The sequence below is a fragment of the Desulfosarcina ovata subsp. ovata genome, assembly GCF_009689005.1.
GTDB lineage: Bacteria > Desulfobacterota > Desulfobacteria > Desulfobacterales > Desulfosarcinaceae > Desulfosarcina > Desulfosarcina ovata.
The window spans coordinates 3,836,664-3,850,104 of record NZ_AP021879.1; the positions used below are offsets into that span (position 1 = coordinate 3,836,664).

Below are 13,441 nucleotides of genomic sequence, written 5' to 3' on the forward strand. Positions count from 1 at the left end.
AATAAAAAGGCCGAAGGCAAAAATCGTTACTATTTTACCATATGGCGATTTTGGTGGCTACTCAACCAAGCCGGCCGCCCCTGCCATTCCCGGCCCCATCCGTTTGATCAATTGGTAATTGACAACTGCCTGGATTTCTGGTTTTTATTCTTTGATCCAAAGAATTTTGTCCCGATTACCCATAAACAATGCCACGATCATGAACTCATTATCTCCACCCAACCTCAGATAGCCTGAAACAAAACAGGATATCGCCTGACTTACCCGCAAATGACGGATTCGTACCGGTTGGTTGCCAGAATCATTCACCAAGGTCCGGTCCGAATCTTAAAAACGACAGCGAGTCAAATTCCACCGTGGAGACCCTCCCTGCCATGAATCCATCATCAAAAAGCCGTCTTACCGAAAAACAACTATCCCACTTCACCGGCACCAGTTTGTTTGACGGCATCGCCCGCGCGGTCTGCCGCGCGGGCACCCTTCCGGCCAAGGAGTTGTACGAGGCCTGGGAGGTGGCCCGGCGGGTGAGAAGAAAATACCGCGGCGGGCGAGTGGTGGATCTTGCCTGCGGCCACGGCCTGCTGGCGCATATTCTGCTTCTGCTCGACAACACGTCTCCCGCGGCCATCGCCATAGACGTTCATCCGCCCAAAAATGCCCGGCGCCTTTCAGCGGAGCTGATCAAGGCCTGGCCCCGTTTGAACGGGCGGATCCGCTACCAGGCGTCAGAAATCCAGTCCGTCCCGCTGTTCCCCTCCGATCTGGTGGTATCGGTACATGCCTGCGGCAGCCTGACGGATACCGTGCTGGACCGGGCCGTCGCCGCCGGTACCCGGGTGGCCGTGCTGCCCTGCTGCCATGACCTGGCGCGTTGTGACACCGGTGGCCTGGAGGGGTGGCTGGACGGGCCCCTGGCCGTTGACGCCACCCGTGCGGCGCGGCTGCGTGCCTGCGGATACCAGGTGTTGACCCGGGTGATCCCCGATACCATTACCCCTAAAAATCGGCTGCTCATGGGGCATCCAGACCGATCCATCAGCGGTTGATCATATACAGTCCACCGGCCACGCATGCCAGGCCCGTCCATACCGAGACGGTCAATGGTTCGTTCAGCACCAGGCCGCCCAGAATCACGCCGAACAGCGGAGCCATGAAAGTGAACGCGGCCAGCCGGCTCACCGTATAGCGGTGGATCCCGGATCTCAGTGGCAGGCGCCCGCTGTTTCGGTCAACCGTCGGGGACATGTGTTCTTCCTGTTTTTTCAGATGGTTCCGGCCTGGATAAAAAGCCTTGTGCCAATTGGGTTTCATCGCATAGAATTCATTTTAACACAGAAAAAGGGGGAACGAAAAATGATCAACCGGATGGTGACGATTTATTGCGTGTTGGCCATTTTGGCAATGGCGGATCCATGTTTGTCCGGCGAGTTATGCGCAGGTGGCCGCGAAGTGTCAACGCAGACGGAGCAATACTGCCTGATCATGAAAGATGGCAAAGAAGTGCGGCATGGGATTTACAAGGCGTTCTATCCTGGCGGAGAGCGGAAGACCGAGGGGGAATACGCCGATGGACAGAAAACCGGCATCTGGTCAGCTTACAGCAAGAATGGCCGGAAAGTACTTGAAGAAGGGTACCTCAGCGGCAAACGTCACGGCGTGCTGAAAAAATGGTATGCCAATGGCCAAATTGCCTTTGATGGCAAATACGAAAATGGCAACCCGGTGAACGAGCGTCTGGAGTGGTTCATGGACGGAAAACCCATGGCCAAAAATGTCTACTCCCGCCAGGGTGGCGATGTGCATGCCATCCGAACGACCTGGTATGACAACGGCCAGGAGCAGTCCGTGGCCGAATACATCGACGGCAAACTGGCCGGTGTCGAGAAACGCTGGCACAAAAACGGCCAGAAACAAAGCGTTGTCGAATACAGGGGCGGGCAGAAAAACGGAACCTGCAGGGAATGGTATCCCAACGGCAAGGAAAAATCCCTGAATCATTATTCCATGGGAAGAAAAGAGGGACAAGCGATCGAGTGGTATGACAACGGTGAGAAAAAATCCGAAGGCGAGTGGAAAAAAGGCCGTCACGGAAAATGGACCCACTGGGAAAAAGACGGGTCCGTGCGGCAGACCTTGAATTACAAAGACGGCAAACGCGTGGATTGAGTCTGCTCCTTACCCACCTGACTCATCGACCATCCAGCGCTCTCCCATCTTCTCCAAACAGATACAGGCGGCTCGGATCAATGCCGATGGCGATTTTTTCACCACGATGCAGGCGCTGCTCGGCGGGCAGGCGGGCGACCACCCGGGTGCCATCGGCGAGATCAAGATAGACCATTTGTTCGCGGCCGAGCAGTTCGGTCATCGCGACCCGTCCGCCAATACGTTGCCCCTCTCCGGCCTGATGCGGGTCGACCACGTCCTCGGGGCGCAGTCCTGCCTGCGCCACGGCGCCGGCCAACCGGCCGGAGGGGGCAAAGCGTGAATCGAGACCGCTGCCCAGTTCGATGCGCTGGCCGGCCAGAGTCAGGACCAGACCGTCACTCGAAGAATCGATGTGTGCATCGATCAGGTTCATGCTCGGCGAGCCGATAAACCCGGCCACAAAGGTGTTGAGCGGCCGTTCGAACAGCTCCTGCGGGGTGGCGACCTGCTGCAGGCGGCCGTTGTTGAATACCGCCACGCGGTCGCCCATGGTCATGGCCTCGACCTGGTCGTGGGTGACATACACCGTGGTGGTGCCGGTGCGCCGCTGCAGGGCGGCGATTTCAGCACGCATCTGCACCCGCAGTTTGGCGTCCAGGTTGGAGAGCGGTTCATCCATGAGAAAAGCGACCGGGTCACGCACCAGGGCCCGCGCCATGGCCACCCGTTGCCGCTGTCCCCCGGACAAAAGCGCCGGTTTGCGTTCCAGCAGCGGTTCCAGTTCGAGCATGCGGGCCACCTTGAGCGCCCGCCGCTTGACCTCGGCGGTCGGGATTTTGGCCATGCGCAGGGGGAATTCGATATTGCCCTGCACGGTCTTGTGCGGATAGAGGGCGTAGCTCTGAAAGACCATGGCGATGTTGCGCGTACGCGGATGCAGGTCGTTGACCCTTTCTCCGGCGATGAGAAGATCGCCGCGGCTGATGGCTTCCAGTCCGGCAAGCATGCGCAGGGTGGTCGACTTGCCGCAGCCGGAAGGGCCGACCATGACCAGAAATTCACCGTCGTCGATGGCAAGATCGAGATCGTGCACGGCCTGGAAGCCGTTGGGGTAGATTTTGTTCACGCCACGAAATGAGATGTCTGCCATTGTCTATCCCTTTACCGCGCCCTTGGTCAGCCCGGCGATGAATTCCTTCTGCAGGAGGAAGAAGAGCACGACGACCGGCAGTACCGCCAGCAGGGTGCCGGCCATCATTGCGCCATAATCGGCCTCATACACACCGACCATTTGGTTCAGACCGATGGGCAGGGTGAACCGGTCACTACTCTGCAGGATGATCTGCGGCCAGAGGAAGCTGTTCCAGGTTCCCATGAAGGCGATCAGACAGAACGCGCCGATGATCGGGCGGCTGACCGGAATCACCACATGCCAGAAAATCTGAAATTCGTTGCAACCGTCGATGCGGGCGGCCTGCAGCATTTCGTCGGGCACCGACTGCATGGACTGGCGGAACAGGAACATACCGAACACGTTGACCATCCCCGGAACGATGAGGCCCAGATGACTGTCGATCAGGCGCAGGTGGTAGATCAGCTCGTACATCGGCGCCAGCAGCACCGGGCCCGGAATCATCATCGTGGCCAGCATGACTCCCATGATCACCTTTTTGCCGGCGAACGCATACTTGGCCAGGGCAAAGCCGCCCAGGGAAGAGAAGAAGAGCTGGACCATCACCGTGACCCCGGCAACAAAGAAGCTGTTCATCATAAAGCGCAAAAACGGCATCTGTTTGAAGAGGCTGGAGAAGTTCGCCACCGTCAGACGATCGGGCGGTGGCATGAAGGCGTAAGCATGGAAATCGGCATTGGCCTTGAACGCCGAGACCGCCAGCCAGACCATGGGGACCAGGCAGAGAATCGAGAAGAGCACAAGAACGCCGTAAACGATGGTCCGGCGCATGTCAGCGTTCCTCCCTGCCTGCACCGGTGAGGCGCAACTGGACGATGGCCAGGATCAGTACCATGCCGGCCAGGGTCCAGCCGATGGCCGCCGCGTAGCCGAGGTCGCCCCCCAGAAAGCCGTTCTGATACAGGTACATGACAATGGTCAACCCCGCCTGGTCCGGGCCGGAACTGTTGCCGAGCAGCAAAAAGGCGAGTTCGAAGAGCTGAAACGAACCGATGGTCGAGAGCACCACCACAAAGATCAGTACCGGTTTGATGCCGGGCAGGGTGACATGCCAGAACTGCGCCCAGCGGCCGGCCCCGTCGATGGTGGCGGCTTCGTAAAGCTCCGTGTCGACCCCCTGCAGGGCCGCCAGGAAGTAGACCATGTTGAAACCGGTGTAGAGCCACAGCGCCACCAGGATGAGGGCCGGCATGACCAGCGCGGGGGTCGACAACCAGCGGGTGGTCAGCGGCAGGCCGAACAGGGCGTGCAGGCCAGCGTTGAGCAGGCCGAACTTGGGCGCCAGGATGAGCATGAACAGCAGGGCCGAGAAGACCAGTCCCATCAGGTTGGGTGAGAAGAAGATAAAGCGGAAGACATTTCGGCCGCGAATATCGTGGCGGTTGAGCAGAATCGCCAGACCCAGGCTGAGCGGCAACTGAAGCACGACACTGCCGACGGCGAAGGTGGCCGTGTTGCGGAAGGCGGTCCAGAAATCGGGGTCCTGCAGAAGATAGCGGTAGTTGCCAAGGCCCACGAAATGCTGGGCCTCCGGTCCCGAGGTGATGTAGAGCGACAGGATCATGCTGCGGATGATCGGATAGGCCCCGAAAATCAGGAAACTCAGGACGAACGGCGACAAAAAGAGGTATGGGGCGGTTCGGGAAGCGCTCCTCTGCATTTTTACTCCTCGGCGTCCCAGTCGGGTTCGCGGGCCATCTGGCGACGCACATAATCGGCGGCCGATGTCAGCCGCTGGCGGACGTAAGCTTCGAAACCTTCCACCCCATGGGAGCGATAACGACCGTAACAGGCCACGATCGCCTCGTTGAGCTTTGCCTGGGCGGTCGGCAGGAACCCGCTGGAGTAGAACGGCGGCACCGCGTCGGCCAGGGCGATGAACTGTTCTCCCAGCACCTGATTGCACCAGTAGGGCCGCGGTTCGTGATAGGCCGGATCATTCCAGGCCTGGCGGTCCGGGGTGATGATGTTGGTGGTCCGGAAAAGCTGCCCATGCTGCTGCGGCGAGCCGTAATAGATCTGCCGGGCAAACTGCCAGGCCAGTTCGGGATTTCTGGCCGAGCGGGCAATGCCCAGCATGGTGCCGCCCATCTGGCTGGTGCGCAGGCCGCCGGGCGTTGCTGCCGGCAGGGGCACCAGGCGCATTTTGCCATGCAGGTCCCCGGCAAAGGCCTCCAGCTGCGAGGTGCGCCAGTCAGGGCAGAGCACGGCAATGTAAAAGCCTTCGATGAGGCCGCGATAAAACGACGGATCCCAGTTGCCCAGGGATTCGGCCACCTGGTTGTCACCGGATTCGGCGACCAGGGGAATCATCCAGGTCATGGTCTGCACCGCGGTGTCGTCATCCATGCGCAGCCGGCCACCGGGGCCGAAAATCCCGCCGCCGCGTTGCATCAGGAAAATCTGGAACGCCCAGGCATCGCCATGCTCGATCTGCAGCAGGTAACGCTGGCCGGCAGTGCACAATCCGCGCAGTTCGCGAAAGTAATCGCCCCAGGTGGCCAAATCTTCCATGCGCAATCCGCGCCGGGCCAGGTAGGGGTCGACAATGTCGGCACGGTAGGCCAGCATGACCGGGTGAATATCGTGGGGTAGTCCGAAAATGGCCCCGCGCTCGGTATAGGTGGCCAGGCTATTGGCCGGAACCCGGTCGAGGATGTGATCGCGCACCAGGTAGGGTTTCAGGTCGAGAAAACCGACCTTGGCGAGCGGTCCGCGGAAAAACCCCCCGGCCGCGCTCTTTTCGATCTCCACCAGATCGGGGATGTTCACCGCCGCCCAGAGCGCCGAGCGCAGCTTCTGATTGACCGCATTGTAGTTGATCAGTTGCACGTCGATCGTATGATCGGTCCTGACCGAGAAATCCTCGGCCGCCATCTTGTAGGCGTCGGCATGCAGGGGGCCGAAGACCCACATGGACAGGTCGGCCTCCCCGCGTTGTACCGGGTGGAGCAGCAGATAGAGACCCGCCACCAGCCCCATGGCCGCAATCAGCAGGGGCGCGAGTCCCAGGGGCAGGTCATCGAGCCAGCGACGAAACAATGCCGGCATCCTTATTGAAACCGTGACGGCAGCCACCCCCGGGCAACGCATTCGCGGAAGCACCACTCCGGCGTGCGTTCGGTGCGGTAGCTCCAGAAGAACCAGCCGTGGTAGTGCTCAAAGGCGAGCAGCTGCGCGGAAGCGTAGGCACGATAAGCGATCTCCGTCTGAAAGGTATCCATGTTCCGAAGCGCGTGATCGAACGGCCCGGGCCAGAGGGAGACAAACTCCGGGTCGAATCCCAGGCTCCATTCCCCCACGATCGTGGGCAGCCCCAGCTCCTGCTGGATCGTTCCGGCATCCTTGCGCCGCAGGTTCCCGGCCAGGTTCAGGTGGCCATGGATGTCCATCTCGATCTCGCTTTCTTCGAAGCACTGGTAGCGGTGCACGTCGAAGAGGACGTTCTCGTAATCCGGCGGCTGCATAAATCCCAAATACTCGCGGTGCGAGCGGAAACCGTCGTGGAAGACGATGGCCACCTTTTGGGGCGGACAATGTTTCCTGATGGCGTCGTAGGCGCGCAGATAGTACCGTTTGAGCAGGTCCGTGGGAATCAGCGTTTGGGGTTCATTGAGCAACTCGATGCCGTAAAGCGCGGATGCGCTGCGATAGCGTTCGGCGATTCGCCCCAGCACGGCCACCGAATGGTCTAGGTATTCCTCGCGCGTGTGCCATTCGCAGACATCCCTGATACCGCCGTTGTCGAAGCCGTTCTGGCAGCCGGGTGCCGCGTGAAGGTCGAGGATAACCCGCAGGCCGTGGGCCTCAGCCCAGTCCAACGCACGGTCCAGGATGTCGATGCCGCCTTCGACAAAGGGATGGGGAGCGGTGCCGTACGCTGCGTGGTAGGGATATGGCGGGCCGAAGATCCAATGCCCCAGCGGGATGCGTACCGCGTTGATGCCGACCTCTTTGAGCCACGCAAAATCCTCGCGCGTGATGAAATGGGTCCAGTGGGCACGCAGCCGCGCTGGCGCATCGCCGCCCAACTCCGCGCACCATGTGGTCTCGTCGGCTGCCGCCAGCCCCTGGAACAAGCTCGGCGTCATCCATTTTTCGAGAAGCAGCCAGCCGCCGAGGTTGACTCCGCGCAGGCAGGCCCTTGGGGGTACCGTTCCCTGATTTGGCATAATCGCTTCCGTACAATTTGGTCTCGTAAAAAGTCGCCGTTCAGACGGATTCGTAAAAAGCCCGAGATCAAGGCTTGCGAATCCTGAGAATACCGCTATCGTGGGTGCCGTAGGCAGCGTACTGAGCGTACTCCGCAGTGACGAAGGATGAAGCGTAACGCCGATATCGGGTTTTTTACGAATCCGTCACTTTTTGTTTGAATAACACAGGTCGCCGGGTCGTATCAATAAAATGCGAGGCTCTTGATTTTTGTTTGTGGTCGAATACAATGGTTCATAGCCGGGCCTCGCAAATATAACATATGAATGGCCCGGCGGGGTTTGGGATCTTTTTTCGCGTTCATTCGTTCAGAATACACCTGCGATGGAAGAGAACACCTTGATTCCTTTTGATAAAGAAGCTCACCAGAAAAATAATGAACCCCAGCTGAATGCTATCTTGGAAGGGAACCCCATTCCGACGTTTGTGGTTAACACAGCCGGGCGCATCACGCATTGGAACCATGCCTGTGAACTGCTCACCAATGTTCTTCAGGCGGAGATTATCGGCACGGATAAACATCGGGTCCTTTTTTATAACGAATATCGCGAGGTGCTGGCCGATTTCATTGCCAGGGGGGCCAGCGAGGCTGAGCTGTCAATTCGCCATGATGGCAAATACAGGCGGTCTGCATTGATTCAGGGTGGGTACGAGGGCGAAGCCTTTTTCCCAAAAATAGGGGACAACGGGAAATGGCTTTTTTACACGGCCGCGCCGGTGAAGGACCGGTATGGTAAGATTGTGGGCGCCATCGAAACCATTCAGGACACCACCAGACAAAAAGAGATGATCCGCGCGCTGGAAGAGCATAAGAATGAACTGAACGAAAAAAGCAACTACCTGGAAAAGGTCAATCTGGCGCTGAAAGCGGCTCTCGATAATCGCGAAATTGAAAAACGGGCGGTGGAGGTGCATCTATTGGCCAATTTGAAACGGCTCGTGTTTCCTTATCTCGATGCGTTGGGCAAATGTAAAGTCGGTATGGATGCCCGCGCCTACGTGAATATCATCAACACCAATCTCAGCGATATCGTTTCCCGGATTTCCACAACCGTTATTTCCAAATACATTAATTTCACCCCTGCTGAAATTCGCGTCGCCGATTTTATCCGCGAGGGGAAAAACACAAAAGAGATCGCCGAATTGCTCGGAGTTTCTCCCAGCTCGGTGAAATGGCATCGCAAAAACATTCGTAAAAAACTGGAGCTGACCAACAAGGCGTTGAATCTTTACACCTACCTGAACTCCTTGGGCGAGTGACCACATCCATGGGGTGGTTTTAATAAGGGGGTGTTTCGCCCCCCCCCTTCCCAATCCCTAATTCATCATCAAGCATCTTGATCACGCCGTCGATAATCAAGGTTACATAGCTTAACCATGGCGACATCGAGGCCTTTTCGGCAGCGGTGCCATGTTATTGCTCTAAGCCCCATCCATCCACTAACCGAGGAGTAAAAATGAAATTCAACTTGCATTCAATCGCTTCCAAACTAATTATCGGCGGCCTTGCTGCCGTGCTGATTCCGCTGATTATCGTGGGGTATCTGTCGTATTCGAAAGCCCAGACCGCGTTGATGGATATATCAAAAGTGCAAGCCGAAGGCATCGCATCGGACCTGGCCCGCATGACCCGCAACATTCTTGAAACGGAAATGACCAAGGCGGCATCCATGGCTTCCCAGCGGCGGGTGATCAATCTGGCCACCTCGGTAAAAGCGTATGGAGTTGATGCCTCCGCGGACCAGGTGAAAGACACGTTCGAGGCCATCAAAAATCAGTTCTCGAGGATGGGCAGTCATTATCAGGGGGTTTTTATCGCTGATGCCAACGGCAAAATCTATGATGGTGTGCTGGATAATGGGAATACCTACAAAGGGATCGATATTTCCAACAGCGAATATTTCCAGAGAGCGAAGCAAAACGGCAATGTGGTTGTCAGCGAAATGACAATTTCCAAAGCCACCGGCAAACCGATCATCACGGCTTGTGCGGCCATCAAATCCGAACAGGGAACGTTTTTGGGTGTTTTGGCAACCGTCATCAAGGCCGAATATTTCACCGATCTGGTCGCCAACCGGAAGGTCGGAGAAACCGGTTATGGTTTTATGAGTAACTCAAAAAGCCTGTGTATCGCTCATCCCAAGGCCGAGAACATTCTTAAAACTGATTTTTCCACAATTAAAGAAATGAATGTTATCAATAAAAAAATGATTGCTGGTGAAACCGGCGTGGAGGAATACGTTTTCAATGGGATTCACAAGATTGCCGGGTTTGCCCCCGTGAGCATCAATGGCTGGTCCATCAGCGCCACCCAAGACCAAGATGAGTTTCTGGCTTCCGCCCATAGCATCCGCAACACCAATATCATCATCATGCTTGTGGCTGGCCTCATCGTCGCCGTGGTGGTCTTTTTTTCCGCCCGGGCCATCGTCAGGCCCATCAATGCCGCCGTGGCCGGCCTCAAGGATATCGCCCAGGGCGAAGGCGACCTGACCATGCGCCTCCAGGTGAGCAGCCGCGACGAGGTGGGCGAACTGGCCAAATGGTTCAACGTATTCATCGAAAAACTGCAGGGCATCATCAAGGATATTGCCGGTGGAGTCGAGACACTCTCCTCCTCCTCCACGGAACTATCCGCCATCTCCGAGCAGATGACCCAGGGCATCGACACCGTGACGGACAAATCCAACACCGTCTCCGCCGCCGCCGAAGAGATGAGCGCCAATATGAACAACGTGGCCGCGGCCATGGAACAGTCGGCCACCAACACCAACATGGTGGCCACCGCCGCCGAGCAGATGTCCGCCACCATCGGCGAAATCGCCCAAAACGCCGAAAAGGCCCGCAGCATCTCCGACGATGCCGCCCACAAGGCCACCAGCGCGTCCACCAACATGGATCAGTTGGGTGGGGCAGCCAACTCCATCGGCAAGGTGATCGAGACCATCACCGACATTTCCGAGCAGGTCAACCTCCTGGCCCTGAATGCCACCATCGAGGCGGCCCGGGCCGGTGAAGCCGGTAAGGGGTTTGCCGTGGTGGCCAACGAGATCAAGGAACTGGCCAAGCAGACCGCCGCCGCCACCCAGGATATCAAGGAGAAGATCGAGGCCATCCAGGGCACCACCACCACCACGGTGGACCAGATTTCCGCAATCACCAAGGTGATTCAGGACGTCAACGATGTCGTGGCCACCATCGCCACGGCCGTCGAGGAACAATCGGCGGCGACCAATGATATCGCCACCAATGTTGGCCAGGCATCCCAGGGCATCCAGGAGGTTAACGAAAACGTCAATCAAAGTTCTTCCGTAGCCGGCGAGATTTCCCAGGACATTGCCGGGGTCAGCGTATCCATGAACGAGATGTCCACCAGCAGCAGCCAGGTTCATTTGAGCGCCCAGGAACTTTCCAAGCTAAGCGAAAGCCTCAAGGGGATGGTCGATCAGTTCAAGGTGTGATGTTTAGGCGATTGGCGGATCAAGAATGGTCCGAATTTTGATGGCCAGGTCTTTCAGGGAAAACGGTTTTTGGATAAAGTTGACCCCTTCGGCCAGAATGCCGCGGTGGACGATAATATTGGCCGTGTACCCGGACATGAAAAGATGTTTCACGTGTGGACAGGTTTTTTGAAGATGTTCAGCCAATTCCTTGCCGTTCATCTCCGGCATAACGACATCGGTAATAATCAGGCGAATGGCCGTGCAGTTTTCCTCGGCCAGTTTAATGGCTTCACTGGGAGTGGCTGCGGATAAAATGGTGTAACCCAGTTGCCGGAGAATCATCACGACCATTTCATGGACCGTTGGATCGTCTTCCACGATGAGGATGGTTTCCCCTTGGCTTTGGGGAAGGTCGTCACCCTCAGGCCGGGTGATTTTTTTCATGGTGCCGCAGGAATGATATGGGATATAGATATTGAACGTCGTTCCGATACCCGGCTCGCTGTACAGTTTAATGAATCCATCGTTTTGTTTGACGATGCCGTAAATGGTGGAAAGGCCCAGGCCGGTCCCCCGGCCCAACCCCTTGGTGGTAAAGAACGGTTCAAAAATATGCGCTGCTACCTCCTGATCGATGCCGCAGCCGTTGTCGCTGACCGTCAGCTGGACATAGTTGCCGGGAGCGCAGTCGATATACGATGCGCTGGTTTTTGCATCAAAAGTGACAGAACCGGTTTTGATGGTAATCGTGCCGACATCGGCGATCGCATCTTTGGCGTTGATACAGAGGTTGGCCAGAATTTGATCAAGCTGGCCAGGGTCCATTTTTATCGGGCAGGGGGCGTTTGCCGGCAGCCAGACCAGTTTGATGTTTTCCCCGATCAGACGGCGGAGCATTTTTAGCAAACTGTCGACCGAGGCATTGAGATTGAATGACACCGGTGCCACCGCCTGTTTGCGGGCAAAGGCCAGCAACTGGCGGGTAAGGACGGCGGAGCGCTGGGCCGCATCGAGAATTCCGGAGAAATTTTTTCGTATCGGATCGTCAGCGTCAATTTTGCTCAGGGCCAGTTCGGCATATCCGATGATGGCGCCCAACATATTGTTGAAATCATGCGCCACGCCTCCCGCGAGAACCCCAACGGCCTCCAGTTTCTGGGACTGGAGCAGTTGCTCCTGAATTTTCTGGTGCTCGACCTCGGCCTGTTTGTGGTCGGTAATGTCCAGGAAACTGACCAGGATGCTGTTTTCAATGGCGCTGGCGCCGGCCAACATGGTTCGCTCCCTGCCATCTTTGCACATCAAATTGTATTCAACGGGTTCCACGAGGGTGTTGTTCTTCAGTTCATTGTCATCCGCTGTTTGCCAAGCCGCCATTACCGATTGCCGATAATCGGGATCCGGATAGGCCAGTTCCCACCATGTTCCTTCCATTGACAGCTCTTCGAGGGTGTAACCGATAATATTCTTGAACTGATCGTTTATCTCCACGATTCTCTCATATTGGTTAACAATCATCATCGGCATCGGCGCCATCATGAACAGTTTGCGGAATCGCATTTCACTTTGCTGCAAGGCGGTTTCGGCATCTTGTCGTCCTTTCATGACCAGCAAACCGCGCCAGGCAAGATACCCGCTGAGAAGTGCCACGATCGCCAGAACTCCCAGACCGACAAAGGTAAGATCGCGGGTCAGCGCATCGATATCCTGTCTAGCATCATCGTAGTAAAGACCGGAGCCGATGACCCATCCCCAGGGTTCGAAAAGGGAAAGATAGGCCATTTTTGGACGGCTTTTTACCGCGTCCTGCCGTTCTTTCCACTGGTATTCGATGAATCCGTTTTTTTGGAGATTGACCTGGCGTACAATTCCAGCAATCAGGCGTTTGACTTGCTGATCGGTTAGCGTGTCGAAATCGCGGCCAACCAGATCCGGACGGGTTGGATGCATGTGCACGCGTCCCGAAAGATCGTTGACCCAAAAATAATTGTTCATCTCGACGCCGTAACGGAATGACCGGATTCTTCGTAAAGCCCTGCTTTGAGCTTCCGCCAAATCGATCACGCCACTGTCCACATCCGATTGATAGGTTGCCAGAAGATATTCGATGGAGCGAACCAATTCCCGCACGGTTTCGCGTTTGTTTACCATGATGGTGGATTCCATCCGCGGAAGAATGAAGAAAAAAACGGTAATGCCAAACAAAGCGACGCTGAGAAAGGCGGGAAAGGCGAACTCTATGAATTTTCGCAAGGTATTATCCCTATTCGGTCGTGTTATGCAAAATACATCAGTGGCAGATGCAACGCAGACAGGCTGGTGAATGGCACATCACGGAAAACATTCCGATGGCCCGTGATATTCATACTGATTTCCTGAATTAAGTTCAAGCCAATCGTAAAATGCCACAGAATTTTTATATCCAATGCCGCTGTGATAAAAGATC

At 56.5% G+C, this 13,441-nt stretch carries 11 protein-coding genes; 4 read left to right on the forward strand and 7 right to left on the reverse strand.

The window, feature by feature from the left end; translation table 11 throughout:
* The first annotated feature begins 374 nt into the window (after positions 1–374).
* Positions 375–1,046 carry a methyltransferase gene (locus tag GN112_RS16965; protein WP_155311301.1) on the forward strand — a complete coding sequence of 224 codons (672 nt, stop codon included), beginning with the start codon at positions 375–377 and terminating at the stop codon, positions 1,044–1,046.
* Here the strand turns inward: GN112_RS16965 and GN112_RS16970 are convergent.
* Entirely contained in the window at positions 1,036–1,245 is a 210-nt protein-coding gene (locus GN112_RS16970) for an EamA family transporter (protein ID WP_197743339.1), read from the reverse strand. The two genes, GN112_RS16965 and GN112_RS16970, sit on opposite strands and share 11 nt — an antisense overlap.
* A 204-nt stretch (positions 1,246–1,449) precedes the next feature.
* Between GN112_RS16970 and GN112_RS16975 the strand changes: the two genes are divergently transcribed.
* On the forward strand, positions 1,450–2,166 hold the full coding sequence (locus GN112_RS16975; RefSeq protein ID WP_162458975.1) for a toxin-antitoxin system YwqK family antitoxin: 717 nt from the start codon (positions 1,450–1,452) through the stop codon (positions 2,164–2,166).
* Between the two features lie 22 nt (positions 2,167–2,188).
* Here GN112_RS16975 and GN112_RS16980 read toward each other — a convergent pair whose 3' ends face one another.
* From GN112_RS16980 to GN112_RS17000, 5 genes are read right to left on the reverse strand one after another with little or no spacing between them, the layout of a single operon-like run.
* Complete coding sequence (locus GN112_RS16980; RefSeq protein ID WP_155311304.1) at positions 2,189–3,298, reverse strand: ABC transporter ATP-binding protein; 1,110 nt, start codon at positions 3,296–3,298, stop codon at positions 2,189–2,191.
* Between the two features lie 3 nt (positions 3,299–3,301).
* Complete coding sequence (locus tag GN112_RS16985; RefSeq protein WP_155311305.1) at positions 3,302–4,111, reverse strand: carbohydrate ABC transporter permease; 810 nt, start codon at positions 4,109–4,111, stop codon at positions 3,302–3,304.
* A gap of 1 nt (position 4,112) precedes the next feature.
* Complete coding sequence (locus GN112_RS16990) at positions 4,113–5,000, reverse strand: carbohydrate ABC transporter permease (RefSeq protein WP_155311306.1); 888 nt, start codon at positions 4,998–5,000, stop codon at positions 4,113–4,115.
* Between the two features lie 2 nt (positions 5,001–5,002).
* A complete protein-coding gene (locus GN112_RS16995) occupies positions 5,003–6,382 on the reverse strand; it encodes an ABC transporter substrate-binding protein (RefSeq protein WP_162458976.1) in 1,380 nt (459 codons plus the stop codon).
* An 11-nt stretch (positions 6,383–6,393) separates the two neighbouring features.
* Positions 6,394–7,512, reverse strand: coding sequence for a glycoside hydrolase family 5 protein (locus tag GN112_RS17000; RefSeq protein ID WP_155311308.1), 1,119 nt, complete (start codon positions 7,510–7,512; stop codon positions 6,394–6,396).
* 364 nt (positions 7,513–7,876) lie between these two features.
* Between GN112_RS17000 and GN112_RS17005 the strand changes: the two genes are divergently transcribed.
* Positions 7,877–8,812: a LuxR C-terminal-related transcriptional regulator gene (locus GN112_RS17005; protein ID WP_155311309.1), complete on the forward strand. Its 936-nt coding sequence runs from the start codon at positions 7,877–7,879 to the stop codon at positions 8,810–8,812.
* A 197-nt stretch (positions 8,813–9,009) separates the two neighbouring features.
* Complete coding sequence (locus GN112_RS17010) at positions 9,010–11,013, forward strand: methyl-accepting chemotaxis protein (RefSeq protein ID WP_155311310.1); 2,004 nt, start codon at positions 9,010–9,012, stop codon at positions 11,011–11,013.
* A gap of 3 nt (positions 11,014–11,016) precedes the next feature.
* On the opposite strand, the gene GN112_RS17015 is transcribed toward GN112_RS17010, so the two are convergent.
* Positions 11,017–13,248, reverse strand: coding sequence for a cache domain-containing protein (locus GN112_RS17015; RefSeq protein WP_155311311.1), 2,232 nt, complete (start codon positions 13,246–13,248; stop codon positions 11,017–11,019).
* Positions 13,249–13,441: the final 193 nt, after the last annotated feature.

Bases quoted from the DNA above. Each gene is read 5' to 3' on its own strand.
- GN112_RS16965 (WP_155311301.1), top strand. From the start codon at position 375: ATGAATCCATCATCAAAAAGCCGTCTTACCGAAAAACAACTATCCCAC.
- GN112_RS16970 (WP_197743339.1), bottom strand. From the start codon at position 1,245: ATGTCCCCGACGGTTGACCGAAACAGCGGGCGCCTGCCACTGAGATCC.
- GN112_RS16980 (WP_155311304.1), bottom strand. From the start codon at position 3,298: ATGGCAGACATCTCATTTCGTGGCGTGAACAAAATCTACCCCAACGGC.
- GN112_RS16985 (WP_155311305.1), bottom strand. From the start codon at position 4,111: ATGCGCCGGACCATCGTTTACGGCGTTCTTGTGCTCTTCTCGATTCTC.
- GN112_RS16990 (WP_155311306.1), bottom strand. From the start codon at position 5,000: ATGCAGAGGAGCGCTTCCCGAACCGCCCCATACCTCTTTTTGTCGCCG.
- GN112_RS17000 (WP_155311308.1), bottom strand. From the start codon at position 7,512: ATGCCAAATCAGGGAACGGTACCCCCAAGGGCCTGCCTGCGCGGAGTC.
- GN112_RS17005 (WP_155311309.1), top strand. From the start codon at position 7,877: ATGGAAGAGAACACCTTGATTCCTTTTGATAAAGAAGCTCACCAGAAA.
- GN112_RS17010 (WP_155311310.1), top strand. From the start codon at position 9,010: ATGAAATTCAACTTGCATTCAATCGCTTCCAAACTAATTATCGGCGGC.